Origin of the sequence: Enterobacter cloacae complex sp. P40C2 (genome assembly GCF_014930695.1) — a bacterium.
Classification (GTDB): Bacteria; Pseudomonadota; Gammaproteobacteria; order Enterobacterales; family Enterobacteriaceae; genus Enterobacter; species Enterobacter pasteurii.
Map to the genome: position 1 here is coordinate 899,819 of NZ_JADBRP010000001.1, position 16,614 is coordinate 916,432.

Sequence of the window (16,614 nt, forward strand, 5' to 3'; positions counted from 1 at the left end):
GTTAAAAAGCGTACAATAAAGGCTCCACGTCAGTGGGGCCTTTTTCTTCCCCACCCCAGTCTCTTTTGGCCGCTATCTATACTGAATGGATAACAGCCAAAACAGACTCGACATAGCCTTTGAGCTGTGCACCTACACAGGCCCCTGGATGGGCCAAATTCGGAGATATCACCGCAATGTCAACTATTGGTCGCATTCACTCCTTTGAATCCTGTGGCACTGTCGATGGCCCGGGGATCCGCTTTATTACATTTTTCCAGGGCTGCCTGATGCGCTGCCTGTACTGCCATAACCGTGATACCTGGGATACCCATGGCGGCAAAGAAGTCACCGTGGAAGATCTGATGAAAGAGGTGGTGACCTATCGCCACTTTATGAACGCGTCCGGCGGCGGTGTGACGGCATCCGGCGGTGAAGCCATTCTTCAGGCTGAGTTTGTGCGCGACTGGTTCCGCGCCTGCCACAAAGAGGGCATTCATACCTGTCTCGACACCAACGGCTTCGTGCGCCGCTACGATCCGGTTATCGACGAGCTGCTTGAAGTCACCGATCTGGTGATGCTCGATCTCAAACAAATGAACGACGAAATCCACCAGAATCTGGTTGGCGTTTCGAACCACCGTACGCTGGAGTTTGCCAAATACATTGCCAACAAAGGCGTCAAAACCTGGATTCGCTACGTGGTGGTGCCGGGCTGGTCAGATGATGACGATTCCGCGCACCGTCTGGGCGAATTTACCCGCGATATGGGCAACGTAGAGAAAATTGAACTCCTGCCCTATCACGAGCTGGGTAAACATAAATGGGTGGCGATGGGCGAAGAGTACAAGCTGGATGGCGTGAAGCCGCCGAAAAAAGAGACGATGGAACGCGTTAAAGGTATTCTTGAGCAGTACGGCCACAAGGTTATGTATTAAATAAAAGGCCCGGTTCTCACCGGGCCTTTTAATATTCTATTCAAAGACGCCGTTAATAACGGCAGTCACAATTGCTGTACTCAGGGCAATTAAGACCAGGTCATCTCCCACCACGCGCCACTCATATCCCGGGTAGGAGGGAAGCTGGCCCAGCATTGAGGCCGGCACGGCTTTCTTCGCTATGCCCGGAGGCAGCGGCTTTCCGCGCGCCAGGTTTTTCGCGATCCCCGGAGGCAGAGAATCATAGCCCGTTAAGCCGTAATTCAGCGCCAGATGGCGGGCACGATCGAAGCTAACGCGAGCGTCGACGTCATTACCGACATCTTTGCTGTTTTTAAAGCTCTTGTCCGATTTTCCTGGATTATCCTGACCTTTATTTTGCTTATTACCATGGTTACCAGCGTTGCCGTTACCATGATTGCCGCTATTACCCTGCCCGCCACCGTTTCCGTGGCCACCGCCATTCCCGTTTCCAGGATTGGCCATGACCGGAGCCGTTGCAAACGTTAAAGACAACACTACGGCAAGCGCGGTAGTGGAAAAACGACGAGTAGACATGATTGCTGCCTTTTAGTGGGAGAACTCATCTGAATTATCGCCAGGCGGGTAAAACTCACAATAAGTAAAAGTCTTATATGTGACAGGGACAAAAAAGCCCGTCATCGACAGGCTTTTAATTAATCAGGCGTGTGCCACAGGCGTTGGATGTTCGCCGACTTTACGCAGCAGCATTAACAGATAGATAAACGATACGCTGGCAATCATGATAAAGAGCAGGTTATCGGAATAATTTTGCATGAGCATGGCGGTAAAGGTCGGACCGAGCAAACTGCCGATGGTGTAGCTCAGCAATAATGCCTGGTTCATCGCCACCAGCTGATGATGCTCAACTTTTTCACAGGCCCAGGCCATCGCAACCGGATAGAGCGTAAAGCCCGCAGCACCCAGAATGAACAGCGCAGGCGCCATCGCGGCGTTGCTGAGCATGGCGAGACATCCCATGATCACCACAAAAACCTGAACGCGCAGCACCAGCAGGCGACCAAAGCGATCGGCCAGTCGACCGATCGGCCATTGACCGACGATCCCTGCGCTGACCATCACCGCCATCCAGAAGCCAATCCCGGAATCGCTAACGCCCTGATGGTTAAGATAGAGCGGCATCAGGCCATAGAGTGAGCCCAGCACGATCCCGGAGATAATGCAGCCGTTCACGCCTAAACGTGCCTGGCGAAGCCTCAGCATTGGCCAGACGTGGGTAGCTTCCTGATGCTCGCTGTTCTGGTTCACGATACGGGTGAAGAGCAGCGGCAGGATCGCGGCCAGCACCAGCCCCGTCACCCACGGCAGAACGCTCATCAGGTCGGTTGGGAATTTACTGACCATTAGCTGGCCGATGACGGTACCCACGTAATAAACCATCATATAGGCGGCCAGCAGGCGCCCACGGTTACGGGAAGTACCGCTGCACATCAGGGCGCTTTCGACCACTACCCAGATCATCGCGCAGCCGACGCCCGCAATAAAGCGCCAGACCATCCAGCTCCAGAAGCCGACCATCAGGCCTAAACCGACGCATCCGGCGGCAAAAATCAGCGAGGCCAGATAATAGCTGCGGTTAAAACCAAAACGCTTAATAAGGCTGCCCGTTAATAAGGTACCCAGCAGGTTTCCGGTAAAAAAGGACGAGCTAACCATACCCACCTGCCAGGTCGGTAAGTTTTCATGGGCGAGCCATAGCGGGACGAGTGTGTTTAACACCGCGATCGCCAGGGTCAGCAAAAGCAAGCCACAGAGCAGCAGAAGCACCGGGCGGGTATAGGTGGTCATGGATTAAAAACCGTGAGGAAGTTCAGATTTCGTGCGCATCATGCCACCGGCAAAAACAAAGTCAATCCACCGATTCAGGCGTCACGCACGATATGCGCCATGTCGATTTAAAAAACTCATCCTGCTAATGCAAAGCCTGCTACAGATATTAATTATCTATTTGTTTTTATTTATTTCAGGGAATTTTTAATACGAAACGTCAGTCGAAAAATTTCATGAATGAAAAAAGAAAAGCCGGGCGCTATGTCCCGGCTTTTTATAACAAAAAATGAAATTAGCTGGCGACAGCCATACCGACGGTCATATGCAGACCATAAAACACGCCGCGACCAATCAGCTCCCCGGCCAGCACCAGCACAAAGGCCAGTGAAAGCAACGGCAGCGCAGGCTGGTAACCTTTGAGCTGAGGAGCAATCCAGCACACCAGCGCCGCCGCCAGCAACACCACGCGCCAGGCCATCAGCGCACCGTAGTCCGGCACCAGCGCAGAGGCCTGCTGGACAGAGCTGTGGATGGTGGCCAGCTCAGCCCCCTGCATCAGCGCCACAACAGCACTGATGACCAGCGCCAGCAGCGAGACCGCTGGCAGCAGACGCATTCCCCAGCCGTCCACCCCAGCGACGCGCAGCAGCAGATAGCCCAGCAGAGGACCGCCGATAAACATCGTCAGGAAGAAGCTCATCGGCGTCCAGACGCTGTACCAGGTAGGAACGGTATCAATGGTGTTGTACACCCGGACCATCATCCATACGAATACCACGCCCAGTACCATGGTGACGATGAGCCACAGCGCGCGTAACCCTGACGGCAGCTTTTTCAGCGCCGCCAGCAGCCAGCCCAGCCCGCCCACGGCAAAGAAGATTGCGCCACTGGCAATCTCGTTACTCAGCGAAGAGGCACCAACTCGATTCAGGGAGTTGAACGCACGCATCGGCGAGCCCAGGTGCAGCGTGGAGGCGATAAACCCAATGCCCATCAAAACCCATAGCCCAAACATACTCAATACCAGACGCTGCTGCTGTTCTGCACTGAGATTACCTTTCATTAGCGCTAGCGCGAGTACGATAAAACCACCGACCACGCACTGCCCAAACACCGTGAAGATCATCAGCGGCCATTCATGCCATCCACTTCCCATCTCACACCTCCTTCGGGTTTGCCAGGTAGCCGGTGGTGTCACCCGTCGGACGGCTGTTGGCGTTAGGTTTGATCACAATGCTCGGCTTCGTAAAGTGCGCAGACGGCAGCGGCGCAACGGCGGCAAGCTGGCCGTGCTTCTTGCGCAGCTCCTCAATCGGGCCGAAGTCCAGCGCGCGCAGCGGGCAGGACTCGACGCAGATCGGCTTTTTGCCGTCCGCCACGCGGCTGTGGCAGCCGTCGCACTTGGTCATGTGGCCTTTGGCGGCATTGTACTGCGGCGCGCCGTACGGGCAGGCCATGTGGCAGTAGCGGCAGCCGATGCAGACATCCTCGTCCACCACCACAAAACCGTCATCACGCTTGTGCATCGCCCCGCTCGGGCAGACCTTGGTGCAGGCCGGATCTTCGCAGTGGTTGCAGGCAATCGACAGATAGTAGGCAAAGACGTTCTGATGCCAGACGCCGTTATCCTCCTGCCAGTCTCCGCCCGCGTATTCGTAAATACGGCGGAAGCTGACGTCCGGGGTTAAGTCTTTGTAGTCCTTACAGGCCAGCTCGCAGGTTTTGCACCCGGTGCACCGGCTGGAATCAATAAAAAATCCATACTGGGTTGTCATCGGTTACTCCTTACGCCTTTTCAACCTGGACGAGGTTTGTGTGGGACGGGTTGCCCTTCGCCAGCGGCGAAGGGCGCTGCGTGGTCAGAACGTTGATGCAGCCCGCCTGGTCAATACGGTTTGCATCCGGGTTATACCAGGCCCCTTCCCCCAGCGCGACCACGCCAGGCATCATGCGCGGAGTCACTTTCGCTTCGATATGCACCTCTCCACGCCCGTTGAAGATACGAACGCGATCGCCATTACTGATGCCGCGCGCTTTCGCATCCATCGGGTTGATCCACATTTCCTGCCGGCATGCGGCTTTCAGCACGTCAACGTTGCCGTAGGTAGAGTGCACGCGAGCCTTATAGTGGAAACCGGTCAGCTGTAGCGGGAATTTCTCCGTCAGCGGATCGTTGTAGTTTTCAAATCCGGGGGTGTAGATCGGCAGCGGATCGATAACGTCCCCTTCCGGCAATTCCCAGGACGCGGCAATGTTTGCCAGCGCTTCGGAGTAGATCTCGATTTTGCCCGACGGCGTGGTCAGCGGATTCGCCTGCGGATCGTCGCGGAAGGCTTTATAGGCCACATGATGCCCTTGCGGATCGCGCTGCTTGTACATGCCCTGCTTGCGGAAGGTATCGAAGTCCGGCAGGTCAGGAATGGCTTTGCGGGAAAGCTCGTGCAGATGGCGCATCCACCCTTCCTGAGTGCGCCCCTCGGTGAACTGCTGTTCAACGCCAAGCCGTTTCGCCAGTTCGGAGGTCATCTCATAGATGGTTTTGCACTCGAAGCGCGGCTTGATGGCCTGGTCAGTGAAAATCACGTAGGACATGTTGCCGCAGGAGGCGTCCAGCGCGAAGTCCACCTGCTCAGACGCGGTGCAGTCCGGCAGCAGAATATCGGCATACTTCGCTGACGAGGTCATGTGGCAGTCAATCACCACAATCATTTCGCACTTCTTCTCGTCCTGAAGGATTTCATGGGTGCGGTTAATGTCAGAGTGCTGGTTGATCAGACAGTTACCGGCATAGTTCCAGATCATCTTGATCGGCACGTCCAGCTTGTCTTTGCCCCGCACGCCGTCGCGCAGCGCGGTCATTTCAGGGCCGCGCTCGATCGCGTCGGTCCACATAAACATCGAGATGCTGGCCTCAACCGGGTTATCCAGCGTCGGCATCCGTTCAAACGGCAGAGAATAGGAGCCTTCACGCGCGCCGGAGTTACCGCCGTGAATACCCACGTTGCCGGTCAGAATTGACAGCATTGAGATGGCGCGGGTGGCGATTTCACCGTTCGCGTGACGCTGTGGCCCCCAACCCTGGCTGATATAGGCCGGTTTTGCCGATCCAATTTCACGCCCCAGCTGAACGATACGTTCGACGGGAATACCGGTGATGGTGGATGCCCACTCCGGCGTTTTCGCTACGCCGTCGCTGCCCTGACCGAGAATATAGGCTTTGTAATGCCCGTTAGCCGGCGCGCTGGCCGGGAGGGTTTTTTCGTCGTAACCGACGCAGTATTTATCCAGGAAGGGCTGATCGACCAGGTTTTCGGTGATCATCACATACGCCAGCGCGTTTACCAGCGCCGCATCGGTCCCCGGACGGATTGGGATCCACTCATCTTCTCGTCCTGCCCCGGTATCGGTATATCGCGGATCGATGATGATCATGCGGGCATTGGATTTAGCCCGGGCCTGTTCCAGGTAATACGTTACCCCACCGCCGCTCATGCGGGTTTCACCCGGGTTGTTACCGAACAGCACCACCAGCTTGCTGTTTTCGATATCGGACGGACTGTTACCGTCTGCCCAGCCGCCATAGGTGTAGTTCAGGCCCGCAGCGATTTGCGCAGAAGAGTAGTCACCATAGTGGTTGAGGTAGCCGCCACAGCAGTTCATCAGGCGCGCCACCAGCGTTTTACCCGGCGGCCAGGAGCGGGTCATGGTACCGCCAAGCGTCCCGGTGCCGTAGTTCAGGTAGATGGACTCGTTGCCGTACTCTTTAATCAGGCGCTGCATGTTCGTCGCGATGATATCGTAGGCTTCGTCCCAGCTGATGCGCTCGAACTTTCCTTCCCCACGCTTGCCGACGCGCTTCATCGGATATTTCAGACGATCCGGATTATAAACACGTCGGCGCATTGATCGGCCACGCAGACATGCCCGCACCTGGTGTAACCCTTCGTAGCTATCGTCACCGGTATTGTCGGTTTCGACATATTTGATTTCACCGTCCACGACATGCATGCGCAGCGGACAGCGGCTACCGCAGTTGACGGTACAGGCACTCCACACCACTTTTTCCGGACCTGAGGCTGGAGACAGAGCCTCCGCCGCCGACGCCAGTCGGGTAAAAGGGAGCGTAAAGGCGCTGCTGGCTACGGCCAGGCCACCGATTGCCGTGGTTTTCATCAACCCACGGCGAGTGACCTCGGCAGCCATTAACGCTTCAGGCGCTTTGATTTTCATAAAGACTCACTTTGGTTGCTCACAAAGAAAAGAGAGGCGGCGGAAACCGCTATATAGATTTATTTACAACGAATCTTTTCGTTTTCAGTTTTTTATGCTGACTTTCATTCAAAGGAGTATTACTACTTTAGAGGGAGGGGGTATTGCGTCGTATCAAATCACAGGCATAAAAAAAGCGCCCTGAGGCGCTTTTTTGTTTTAAAGCAGGTTATTAACCGATGTACTGCTGGCCTTTCATATAAGGGCGCAGCACTTCAGGGATCTCAATTCGGCCGTCTGCCTGCTGGTAGTTTTCCATCACCGCAACCAGCGTTCGCCCTACAGCCAGACCGGAGCCGTTCAGGGTATGCACCAGACGGGTTTTCTTGTCGGATTTGCTGCGGCAACGAGCCTGCATGCGGCGCGCCTGGAAATCCCAGACGTTAGAGCAGGAGGAGATTTCACGGTAGGTGTTCTGCGCAGGCACCCAGACTTCCAGGTCGAAGGTTTTGCAGGCACCGAAGCCCATATCACCCGTGCACAGCGCCATACGGCGGTACGGCAGGCCCAGCAGCTCCAGCACTTTTTCCGCGTGGCCGGTCATCTCTTCCAGCGCGTCCATGGACGTTTCCGGACGAACGATCTGCACCATTTCAACTTTATCGAACTGGTGCATACGGATCAGACCGCGGGTATCACGGCCGTAAGAACCCGCTTCAGAACGGAAGCACGGAGAGTGCGCGGTCAGCTTGATTGGCAGATCGTCTTCGTCAATGATTTCATCACGCACGAGGTTAGTCAGCGGCACTTCCGCCGTTGGGATCAGCGCGTAGTTGCTGCTGTCTGCTTCCTCGTCCAGCGGACGGGTATGGAACAGATCGCCGGCAAATTTCGGCAGCTGGCCCGTACCGTACAGCGTATCGTGGTTAACCAGATACGGAACGTAGGTTTCGCTATAGCCGTGCTGTTCGGTGTGCAGATCCAGCATGAACTGCGCCAGCGCGCGGTGCAGGTGAGCGATCTGACCTTTCATCACCACGAAACGAGACCCGGTCAGCTTAACCGCAGCCGCAAAGTCCAGGCCCGCGTGCATTTCGCCCAGGGTCACGTGATCGCGAACCTCGAAGTCGAACTCGCGAGGCGTACCCCAGCGTTTCACCTCAACGTTGTCGTTCTCGTCTTTGCCGACAGGCACGCTGTCGTCAGGAATGTTCGGGATCGCCAGCGCGATATCACGAATTTCGGCCTGAAGAACGTCCAGTTCCGCTTTCGCCTGATCCAGCTCTTCACCCAGCTTGTTCACTTCCAGGCGTAATGGCTCAATATCTTCCCCGCGCGCTTTCGCCTGGCCGATGGATTTCGATCGAGAATTACGCTCTGCCTGCAGATTTTCAGTTTGTACCTGCAGAACTTTACGACGCTCTTCAAGAGCGCGCAGCTTATCTACATCCAGCTTAAAGCCCCGGCGTGCCAGTTTTTCAGCGACTGCGTCTGGCTCATTACGCAGCAGATTGGGATCGAGCATGCTTATCCTGTGCTTATCGAATTAAAATAGGAAAAAGTGGCCACAGCCTGCGGCCACAGGGATACTATGCCAACATTACCGCAACGACTGAGCTAACGGTAGCGTTTTATAGGGCTATTTTGATCCTGTCCGGCCAGCCAGGCGAGCTTTTCGCCAATCTTGCCTTCAAGACCTCTGTTTGTAGGGTGGTAATAGCGGGTTTGTGCCATCTCCTGCGGGAAATATTCCTCTCCGGCGGCGTAGGCATTTGGCTCATCATGGGCGTAGCGATACTCCTGCCCGTAGCCCATCTCTTTCATCAGTTTTGTCGGTGCATTGCGCAAATGAACCGGTACATCATAATCCGGACGCTCGCGTGCATCCGACATCGCCGCTTTGAAGGCAGTGTATACCGCGTTACTTTTCGGCGCGCAGGCCAGATAAACAATAGCCTGGGCAATGGCGCGTTCGCCTTCCGCAGGCCCGACTCGGGTAAAGCAGTCCCAGGCGGAGATGGCGACCTGCATGGCGCGCGGATCGGCATTGCCGACATCCTCCGACGCAATCGCCAGGCAGCGACGCGCGACGTATAGCGGATCGCCACCGGCGGTGATAATACGCGCGTACCAGTAGAGCGCCGCATCCGGGGCGCTGCCGCGCACGGATTTATGCAGCGCAGAGATCAGATCGTAAAAACGGTCGCCTTTATTGTCGAAACGCGCGCTGCGCTCACCGGCAATTTCGGTGAGCAGTTCAGGCTTCAAAACACGCTTGCCTGCATCGTCCACTTCGGCCATATCGGCCATCATTTCCAGCGTGTTCAGCGCCCGACGGGCATCGCCATTCACCAGTTCAGCAATCGCACGGCGCGTTTCATCCGGAAGAACGATATCCTGCTCACCGTAGCCGCGGGCCTTGTCCTCCATCGCCTGCGTCAGAACCTTTTCGATATCTTCCGTGGTTAGCGACTTAAGCAGATAAACACGAGCACGGGAAAGCAGCGCGGAGTTCAGCTCAAACGACGGGTTTTCGGTAGTCGCGCCGATGAAGAAAATCGTGCCGTCTTCAATGTGCGGCAGGAAGGCATCCTGCTGGCTCTTGTTGAAGCGGTGAACTTCGTCGACAAACAGAATGGTGCGACGTCCGGCATTGCGGTTTTGTCGCGCCCGCTCGATCGCCTCGCGGATCTCTTTCACGCCCGACGTGACGGCCGAAATGCGTTCGACATCCGCACTGGCATAACGGGCGATAACTTCAGCGAGAGTGGTTTTACCGGTTCCGGGAGGGCCCCAGAGGATCATGGAGTGCAGATGCCCCGCTTCAATAGCGCGCGGCAAGGGTTTCCCCGCAGCCAGCAGATGTTGCTGGCCAATGTACTGCGCTAAATTTTCTGGCCGCATACGGGCGGCCAGAGGTTGAAACGCATTATCTGAAAAATCGAGCGACAGATTGCTCACTCATGCCTCTTACTTATTGCGTTGGTCGTCCACCGTTACGCCCTGCGGCGGGGTAAAGGTGAATTTCGATGCGTCTACAGCGCCGTTTTGCTGAGACTTAAGCTGATAGCTACTGCGCTGATCGTCCTGCTCAACCGCACCGAACTGATTGATGGTACCGTTGCTGCTCACGTTGATGGTGAACTGCTTCAGGTTGCCGTTACTGCCTTTAGGCGTCAGGACAAACTCATCACCGTTTTGTTTGATGTTGTACTGCTGCCAGTCGCTGGTCTGGTTACGGGCGATCAGCATAAACGGGGTGTTGCTGGTGGCATCTTTCAGCCAGGTGGCGGTGGCCTGCTCAACAAACGGGTTGTAGAACCACAGGGTTTTACCGTCAGAGACCAGAACGCTCTCGTCCGGCTGGGTCATGTGCCAGTTGAACAGGTTCGGGCGTTTCACCCACAAATCCCCCTGACCTTCCTGCACCGCGTTGCCGCTGCCGTCAGTCACTTTTTGCGTGAAGCTGGCGTGGAAGCTGCTTACTTTGTCCAGTCGGCTTTTAAGGTCGCTGGCCGCATCAGCCCAGACGCTGCTGGCTACAAAACTGGAGAGTAATGCACAGGCAATGGCGATTTTTTTCATTGTTATTCCTTAAAATACGTCTTCCCGATATGGGGTTTCCGTTTCCATTCTGGACCTGCCCGAAGGCAGGCGACAGAAGAATATGCTTAATTTTTGCTGATTTACCCTTCTTTGCAATCGCTGAAGGTTATTCAAACGGCGGCGGCGCCAGCACCTCACGGTTGCCGTTATGTCCCTGCTCGCTGACGATGCCCTGAGCTTCCATTTGCTCAATGATACGCGCCGCGCGGTTGTAGCCGATACGGAACTGACGCTGTACGCCAGAGATAGAGGCTTTACGCTTTTCGGTGACGAAGTTAACCGCCTGGTCAAATAACGGATCCAGCTCTTCACCGCCGTCAAAGCCACCGCCGCCGCCTTCGCTTTCGCTGTCGGAGGTAATGCCGTCCACGTACTGCGGACGTCCGCGCGCTTTCCAGTCCTGCACCACGGCGTGAACTTCCTGATCGCGAACAAACGCGCCGTGAACACGCACCGGAGAGGTGGAGTTCGGGCCAGAATAGAGCATATCACCCATCCCCAGCAGCGATTCTGCACCGCCCTGGTCAAGGATAGTACGCGAGTCGATTTTGCTCGACACGGTAAACGCGATACGGGTTGGGATGTTTGCCTTAATAAGACCCGTGATGACGTCCACGGACGGACGCTGCGTTGCCAGCACCAGGTGAATACCCGCCGCACGCGCTTTCTGTGCCAGACGCGCGATGAGTTCTTCCACTTTCTTACCGACGGTCATCATCAGGTCGGCAAATTCATCCACCAGCACCACGATATAAGGCAGTTTTTCCAGCACCGGATGCTGGGCATCCATGCTGTCACCCGGCTTCCAGTATGGGTCCGGAATCGGACGGCCCATGCGCGCCGCCTCGGCGATCTTCTCGTTATAGCCGGCCAGGTTACGCACGCCCAGCGCCGACATCAGCTTGTAGCGACGTTCCATTTCATTGACGCTCCAGCGCAATGCGTTGGCGGCGTCCTTCATGTCGGTTACCACTTCCGTTAACAGGTGCGGAATGCCTTCGTAGACGGACAGCTCGAGCATTTTCGGGTCGATCATGATGAAACGCACATCTTCAGGCTGCGCCTTGTAGAGCATACTGAGGATCATGGCGTTCACGCCGACCGATTTACCGGAGCCGGTAGTACCCGCAACCAGCAGGTGTGGCATCTTCGCGAGATCGGCAACGACCGGATCGCCAGCAATATCTTTACCCAGCACCACGGTCAGCGGAGACGGGTTATCGCGGAATTTGGTGTTATCCAGAACCTCACGCAGATAAACGGTCTGGCGTTTCTTGTTTGGCAGCTCAAGGCCAACGTAAGGTTTGCCTGGAATGACCTCCACCACGCGCACCGCCACGGTCGACAGGGAACGCGCCAGGTCACGGGACAGGTTTGAAATACGCGCTGCTTTTACGCCCGGCGCCAGGTTCAGTTCGAAACGGGTGATTACCGGGCCTGGCGAATAGTTCACTACATCAGCCTTGATGCGGAAATCAGCCAGACGCGCTTCAACGAGGCGGGCCATCTGCTCAAGGGCAAAGGTATCCACCGGCTCGACTTCTGCCGGCGGCGGCGTTAACAGATCCAGAGACGGCAACGGCGTGCTTGGGCGCTGCAGCGGACGGCTGTCACCATTACGCATCAGCAGCGGGTGAATCAGGCTCTCCTGCGGCTGTGGGGCTGGCTGCTGGAACTGCGGCGGTTGGGCCGGCTGCTGAGGCTGAGCATAAGCCTGCGGTGCCGGCTGCTGCGGCTGAACATAGGCCTGCGGCGCCGGCTGCTGAGGCTGAGCATAAGCCTGTGGTGCCGGCTGATGCGGCTGAACATGAGTCTGCGGCGCTGGCTGCTGAGGCTGAGCATAAGCCTGCGGCTGCGGCGTCTGACGCACCGGTTCAACGTCTGGCATCACGCCCGGCGTGAACAGCGGTTCGCTCGGCCCGTCATCCACCAGATCTTTCATTGGTGAAAATTCAAAATCCGACAGCGAGAACGGGTTTGCCCCCGACGGCTGCTCGCCGGAATAACGCTGCTGCTGCGTTGCCGCGAACTGACGCGCTAATTCCGCTTCGGCAGCATCATCTTCATCCTGACGGGGGTGAACGTCGTGTTGATACTCGTCGCCATAGCGCTGATTCTGCTGGGCGGCGAACTGACGCGCCAGCTCGTCCTGATGCTGTTCGTCAGCATCATCGTCGTATTCGTTCTCACGCGCTTTCACTTCCGCCATACGCTGTGAAGGCAGTTTGATGCCGTACGACGCCAGCTCGCGGCGGGTCGGTACGCGAACGCGATTAGGGCGCGGCAGTTGAGGACCAATCCCCTCTTTCACCTGAGGACGCGGCGTACCGTCAGTCGCCGGGCTGAATAACGGAGCGGACGCGGCGGCGGCAGCGGTTGCCTGCTTCAGGGTTTCAGTTGCGGAAGCAACGGCTGGCGCTGGCTCAACAGGAGGAACGGCCGCGAAAGGGGCTTTTGCAGCAGGCTCCTGCACCGGCTCAGGTACGGGCTGATACCAGGCGGCAAGCTGCTCGCGCTCGCGGGCACGGCGCTCCTCCACTTCTTCAAAATAGTACAGCGGCGGACGAGACGGCTTCGCTTCTTCAACCACTTCAGGCTCAGGCTGCGGCGCAACGTATGGCTGTTCAGGCTCAACGTGTTTAGGTGCATAAGCCTGATACGGTTGTTGCGGCTCGCTGACAGGCTCGGGCGGCTGATAAGCTTGTTGCCATTGCTCCTGCTGAACTGGGATATAGCTTTCAGGCTCTGGCGCAATGGTTGGCTCCGGCGTATGAACGCCAGGCGCGGTTTGCCAGTCGACCTGTGGCTGCTGAATCACGGACTCCGGTGCCGGAACTGGCGAGGACGGCATCACGGCTTCAACGGGCGCAGCATAGGCCTGCGCGGCCGTTGTTGCAGCGGCCGCAGCGGCTACCGGTTCAGTAACGGAATGGCCATTCAGCAGCGGATCGTACTCGTCATACTCGCCAGGGGTAGCTCGATTGCCGGAGAACAGTACGTCATCAGGATCCACGGCCGCACCGCGATACTCAATCTGCTCGTCTTCATCCATGCGCTTGCCGGAGAAAAGCGCGGCATCCGTTTTGCGGCCTAACGGGTTAGCAAATTTTTCGGCAACGCGCTGGCGGCGCGCCAGGGCACCTCGCAGGATACGCGCGCGACGGGACTCGCGACGCTCGGCGGGCGCATCGTCTTCGTCATACTCATCTTCGTATTCGTCTTCATCGACCCACGTATCGTCACGACGCGTGCGGTTGCTGGCAAATGTCAGCAAGGTCAGGATAAAGCTGCCAATTTTTTCAGCGATGCTCACCCAGGACCAGCCGGTAAACAGCGTCAGCCCTGCCGCCCAGATACAGAGCAGCGCCAGCGTGCCGCCGATGCTGTGAAGCATCGGCTGCAGGGCGGAGCTCAACAGGCTGCCAATCACCCCACCGGAGGCGAAGTACCAGATATCATCAGCGTTAATCGCCGCCAGCCCACAGGAGGTGAGGATGAGCGCCAGCGCGCCTATCAGGCGTAGCGAAACGGCAAAGTAGTCGATGTAGTCGTCATTCTGCCGATGACGCCAGGCAAACCAGCATCCGCCAATAATGATGACGGGAATGGTGTAGGCCATCACACCGAAAATGAAGAACAGCGTGTCCGCAAGCCAGGCGCCGGGCACGCCGCCTAAGTTATGGATAGGCTCATGCCATGCGGTTTGCGACCAGCTGGGATCGGAGGGGTTAAAACTGAGTAAGGCAGCCATCAGCCAGACGGCAAAAAGGGCAATAACGATCAGTAACGCCTCAAGGAGACGACGTCCGCTGCTTAGCTTAGATAATGTGACTTCTTTGTCTTCAGTGTATTCCTGGCTCAAGAAAGGCTCTCCAGGTATCAGGCATGTCCTGCCTGTTTGCTAAAACGGACAACAGCGCCGGGTGTCCCCGGCACTGTTGCTGTATGGATTAACAGGAGTGTAATCAAACTACACTGATTTTGCACCTGTTCCGTGTTAGCGCGTCTTAATAACCAGACGATTGCTCTGTTTGACCTCTTCCATCACCACATACGTACGGGTGTCGTTCACGCCTGGCAGACGCAGCAGGGTTTCCCCCAGCAGCTTACGGTAGGCGGACATATCAGGCACGCGGGTTTTCAACAGGTAGTCGAAATCACCGGAAACCAGATGACACTCTTGAATTTCTTCAAGTTTTTGTACAGCGGCGTTAAATTGCTCAAACACATCCGGTGCACCACGATTCAGAGTAATCTCAACAAATACCAGAAGTGAGGCATCCAGATAATGCGGGTTCAACAGAGCCGTATAGCCCTGAATAAAACCCTGTCTTTCCAGTCGACGCACACGCTCAAGGCACGGCGTCGGGGAAAGTCCCACACGTTTTGAAAGCTCGACGTTGGAAATACGCCCATCCTTTTGCAATTCATTAAGAATGTTACGATCGATACGGTCGAGATCTTTGCCAGGGCGCTTCTTGCTATCTACCATTATTATTGTCTCTCTGTATTCCTTCCCTACTCCTGCCTGGACCCTGTGCACATCACTGTTCAGAGCCTGTACCCGTTATTTATCACATCGCATGGTTATGTATTAGACGCGATGCGGATTCGGGTTCTGCGGTAAGAAGACCGTTGCCTGAAGGCAGTCACAGACATCACGTATGGCGTCTGTCCACACCATGCGTAGATTTCACTGACCCGGTAAAAATGGCATTTACGTGCATGTCTATGCGACATCCCGTACACGCGTCTTTTTTTCTTCCTTGAATGTTTTCGCAAAAGCGCAGGGGATTGTCAAAGCAAAACATCGATTTTTAGTACAAGATGCCGGATATTCATTACGGAGGGGTATTAATCCTCATTTTTCTGCCTTATAAACGAGCGCTTTTCAGTAGCAGACGTAATGTGACCGCGGCAGATCCATCGGGCGCGGCTATTGCATATATCGGAAGCAAAACTGCGGCGCTCTTTTTTTACGGCAACAAATTCCCTACAATCCAGCCCATTGCCTGCCAACAACAATGGGGATCTCATGGGCACGACCAAACACAGTAAGCTGCTAATCCTTGGTTCTGGACCTGCGGGATATACCGCAGCGGTCTATGCTGCACGCGCTAACCTGCAGCCGGTACTGATTACCGGTATGGAAAAAGGCGGTCAGCTGACCACCACCACGGAAGTGGAAAACTGGCCGGGCGACCCGAACGACCTGACCGGGCCGCTGCTGATGGAGCGCATGCACGAGCATGCCACTAAATTCGAAACCGAAATTCTGTTCGATCACATTAATAAAGTGGATCTACAGAACCGTCCGTTCCGTTTGACGGGCGACAACGGTGAGTACACCTGCGATGCGCTGATCGTCGCCACGGGCGCCTCTGCCCGCTATCTCGGCCTGCCGTCTGAAGAAGCCTTTAAAGGCCGCGGCGTCTCTGCCTGCGCAACCTGCGACGGTTTCTTCTACCGCAACCAGAAAGTCGCGGTTATCGGCGGCGGCAACACCGCTGTGGAAGAAGCGCTGTATCTGGCGAACATCGCCTCTGAAGTACACCTGATCCACCGTCGCGACACCTTCCGCGCCGAAAAGATCCTGATCAAACGCCTGATGGACAAAGTGGCGAGCGGTAACATTGTGCTGCACACCAACCGTACTCTGGAAGAAGTGACCGGCGATCAGATGGGCGTGGCGGGTCTGCGTATCCGCGATACCCAGAACACCGATAACGTCGAAACGCTGGAAGTGGCTGGCCTGTTTGTGGCGATCGGCCACAGCCCGAACACGGCTATCTTCGAAGGCCAGCTGGAGCTGGAAAACGGCTACATTAAAGTGCAGTCCGGGATCCACGGCAACGCCACGCAGACCAGCGTTCCGGGCGTCTTCGCAGCAGGCGACGTGATGGACCATATTTATCGTCAGGCGATCACCTCTGCGGGCACCGGCTGTATGGCCGCGCTGGACGCAGAACGCTATCTGGACGGACTGGCTGAACAGGGTAAATAATCTTTACAAGTCAGTAACAAACGTAAATAAAGGCGGCCACTGGTCGCCTTTATTTTTCCTCGCGTG

Annotated in this window: 12 protein-coding genes; 2 read left to right on the forward strand and 10 right to left on the reverse strand. The window is 56.2% G+C overall.

Annotated features, from left to right (window positions below):
• Window positions 1-176 precede the first annotated feature (176 nt).
• Complete coding sequence (gene pflA, locus IM304_RS04350; RefSeq protein ID WP_193356383.1) at window positions 177-917, forward strand: pyruvate formate lyase 1-activating protein; 741 nt, start codon at window positions 177-179, stop codon at window positions 915-917.
• Between the two features lie 36 nt (window positions 918-953).
• Here pflA and IM304_RS04355 read toward each other — a convergent pair whose 3' ends face one another.
• The 10 genes from IM304_RS04355 to lrp all read right to left on the reverse strand — a co-directional run bounded on the left by IM304_RS04355 (window position 954) and on the right by lrp (window position 15,036).
• The gene (locus IM304_RS04355; RefSeq protein WP_176610730.1) at window positions 954-1,475 is read right to left on the reverse strand and encodes an anti-virulence regulator CigR family protein; all 522 of its coding nucleotides are present in this window, start codon (window positions 1,473-1,475) and stop codon (window positions 954-956) included.
• 123 nt (window positions 1,476-1,598) lie between these two features.
• A complete protein-coding gene (locus IM304_RS04360) occupies window positions 1,599-2,747 on the reverse strand; it encodes an MFS transporter (RefSeq protein ID WP_193356384.1) in 1,149 nt (382 codons plus the stop codon).
• A 274-nt stretch (window positions 2,748-3,021) separates the two neighbouring features.
• The gene (locus tag IM304_RS04365) at window positions 3,022-3,885 is read right to left on the reverse strand and encodes a dimethyl sulfoxide reductase anchor subunit family protein (RefSeq protein WP_193356385.1); all 864 of its coding nucleotides are present in this window, start codon (window positions 3,883-3,885) and stop codon (window positions 3,022-3,024) included.
• A 1-nt stretch (window position 3,886) separates the two neighbouring features.
• Window positions 3,887-4,504 (reverse strand): DMSO/selenate family reductase complex B subunit, encoded by a 618-nt coding sequence (locus IM304_RS04370; protein ID WP_017384545.1) that lies wholly within the window; start codon window positions 4,502-4,504, stop codon window positions 3,887-3,889.
• Between the two features lie 10 nt (window positions 4,505-4,514).
• Complete coding sequence (dmsA, locus tag IM304_RS04375; protein WP_193356386.1) at window positions 4,515-6,959, reverse strand: dimethylsulfoxide reductase subunit A; 2,445 nt, start codon at window positions 6,957-6,959, stop codon at window positions 4,515-4,517.
• 211 nt (window positions 6,960-7,170) lie between these two features.
• Window positions 7,171-8,463 (reverse strand): serine--tRNA ligase, encoded by a 1,293-nt coding sequence (gene serS / locus IM304_RS04380; RefSeq protein WP_148418764.1) that lies wholly within the window; start codon window positions 8,461-8,463, stop codon window positions 7,171-7,173.
• 92 nt (window positions 8,464-8,555) lie between these two features.
• The gene (gene rarA / locus IM304_RS04385; RefSeq protein WP_193356387.1) at window positions 8,556-9,899 is read right to left on the reverse strand and encodes a replication-associated recombination protein RarA; all 1,344 of its coding nucleotides are present in this window, start codon (window positions 9,897-9,899) and stop codon (window positions 8,556-8,558) included.
• A 9-nt stretch (window positions 9,900-9,908) separates the two neighbouring features.
• Complete coding sequence (lolA, locus tag IM304_RS04390) at window positions 9,909-10,523, reverse strand: outer membrane lipoprotein chaperone LolA (RefSeq protein ID WP_148418762.1); 615 nt, start codon at window positions 10,521-10,523, stop codon at window positions 9,909-9,911.
• 127 nt (window positions 10,524-10,650) lie between these two features.
• Window positions 10,651-14,406 (reverse strand): DNA translocase FtsK, encoded by a 3,756-nt coding sequence (gene ftsK, locus IM304_RS04395; RefSeq protein WP_193356388.1) that lies wholly within the window; start codon window positions 14,404-14,406, stop codon window positions 10,651-10,653.
• A 135-nt stretch (window positions 14,407-14,541) separates the two neighbouring features.
• Complete coding sequence (lrp, locus tag IM304_RS04400) at window positions 14,542-15,036, reverse strand: leucine-responsive transcriptional regulator Lrp (RefSeq protein WP_000228469.1); 495 nt, start codon at window positions 15,034-15,036, stop codon at window positions 14,542-14,544.
• A 543-nt stretch (window positions 15,037-15,579) separates the two neighbouring features.
• Here lrp and trxB point away from each other — a divergent pair.
• Window positions 15,580-16,548, forward strand: a complete 969-nt coding sequence (gene trxB, locus IM304_RS04405) for a thioredoxin-disulfide reductase (RefSeq protein WP_148418759.1) — start codon at window positions 15,580-15,582, stop codon at window positions 16,546-16,548.
• Window positions 16,549-16,614 lie beyond the last annotated feature (66 nt).

Bases quoted from the DNA above. Each gene is read 5' to 3' on its own strand.
- pflA (WP_193356383.1), top strand. From the start codon at position 177: ATGTCAACTATTGGTCGCATTCACTCCTTTGAATCCTGTGGCACTGTC.
- IM304_RS04355 (WP_176610730.1), bottom strand. From the start codon at position 1,475: ATGTCTACTCGTCGTTTTTCCACTACCGCGCTTGCCGTAGTGTTGTCT.
- IM304_RS04360 (WP_193356384.1), bottom strand. From the start codon at position 2,747: ATGACCACCTATACCCGCCCGGTGCTTCTGCTGCTCTGTGGCTTGCTT.
- IM304_RS04365 (WP_193356385.1), bottom strand. From the start codon at position 3,885: ATGGGAAGTGGATGGCATGAATGGCCGCTGATGATCTTCACGGTGTTT.
- IM304_RS04370 (WP_017384545.1), bottom strand. From the start codon at position 4,504: ATGACAACCCAGTATGGATTTTTTATTGATTCCAGCCGGTGCACCGGG.
- dmsA (WP_193356386.1), bottom strand. From the start codon at position 6,959: ATGAAAATCAAAGCGCCTGAAGCGTTAATGGCTGCCGAGGTCACTCGC.
- serS (WP_148418764.1), bottom strand. From the start codon at position 8,463: ATGCTCGATCCCAATCTGCTGCGTAATGAGCCAGACGCAGTCGCTGAA.
- lolA (WP_148418762.1), bottom strand. From the start codon at position 10,523: ATGAAAAAAATCGCCATTGCCTGTGCATTACTCTCCAGTTTTGTAGCC.
- lrp (WP_000228469.1), bottom strand. From the start codon at position 15,036: ATGGTAGATAGCAAGAAGCGCCCTGGCAAAGATCTCGACCGTATCGAT.
- trxB (WP_148418759.1), top strand. From the start codon at position 15,580: ATGGGCACGACCAAACACAGTAAGCTGCTAATCCTTGGTTCTGGACCT.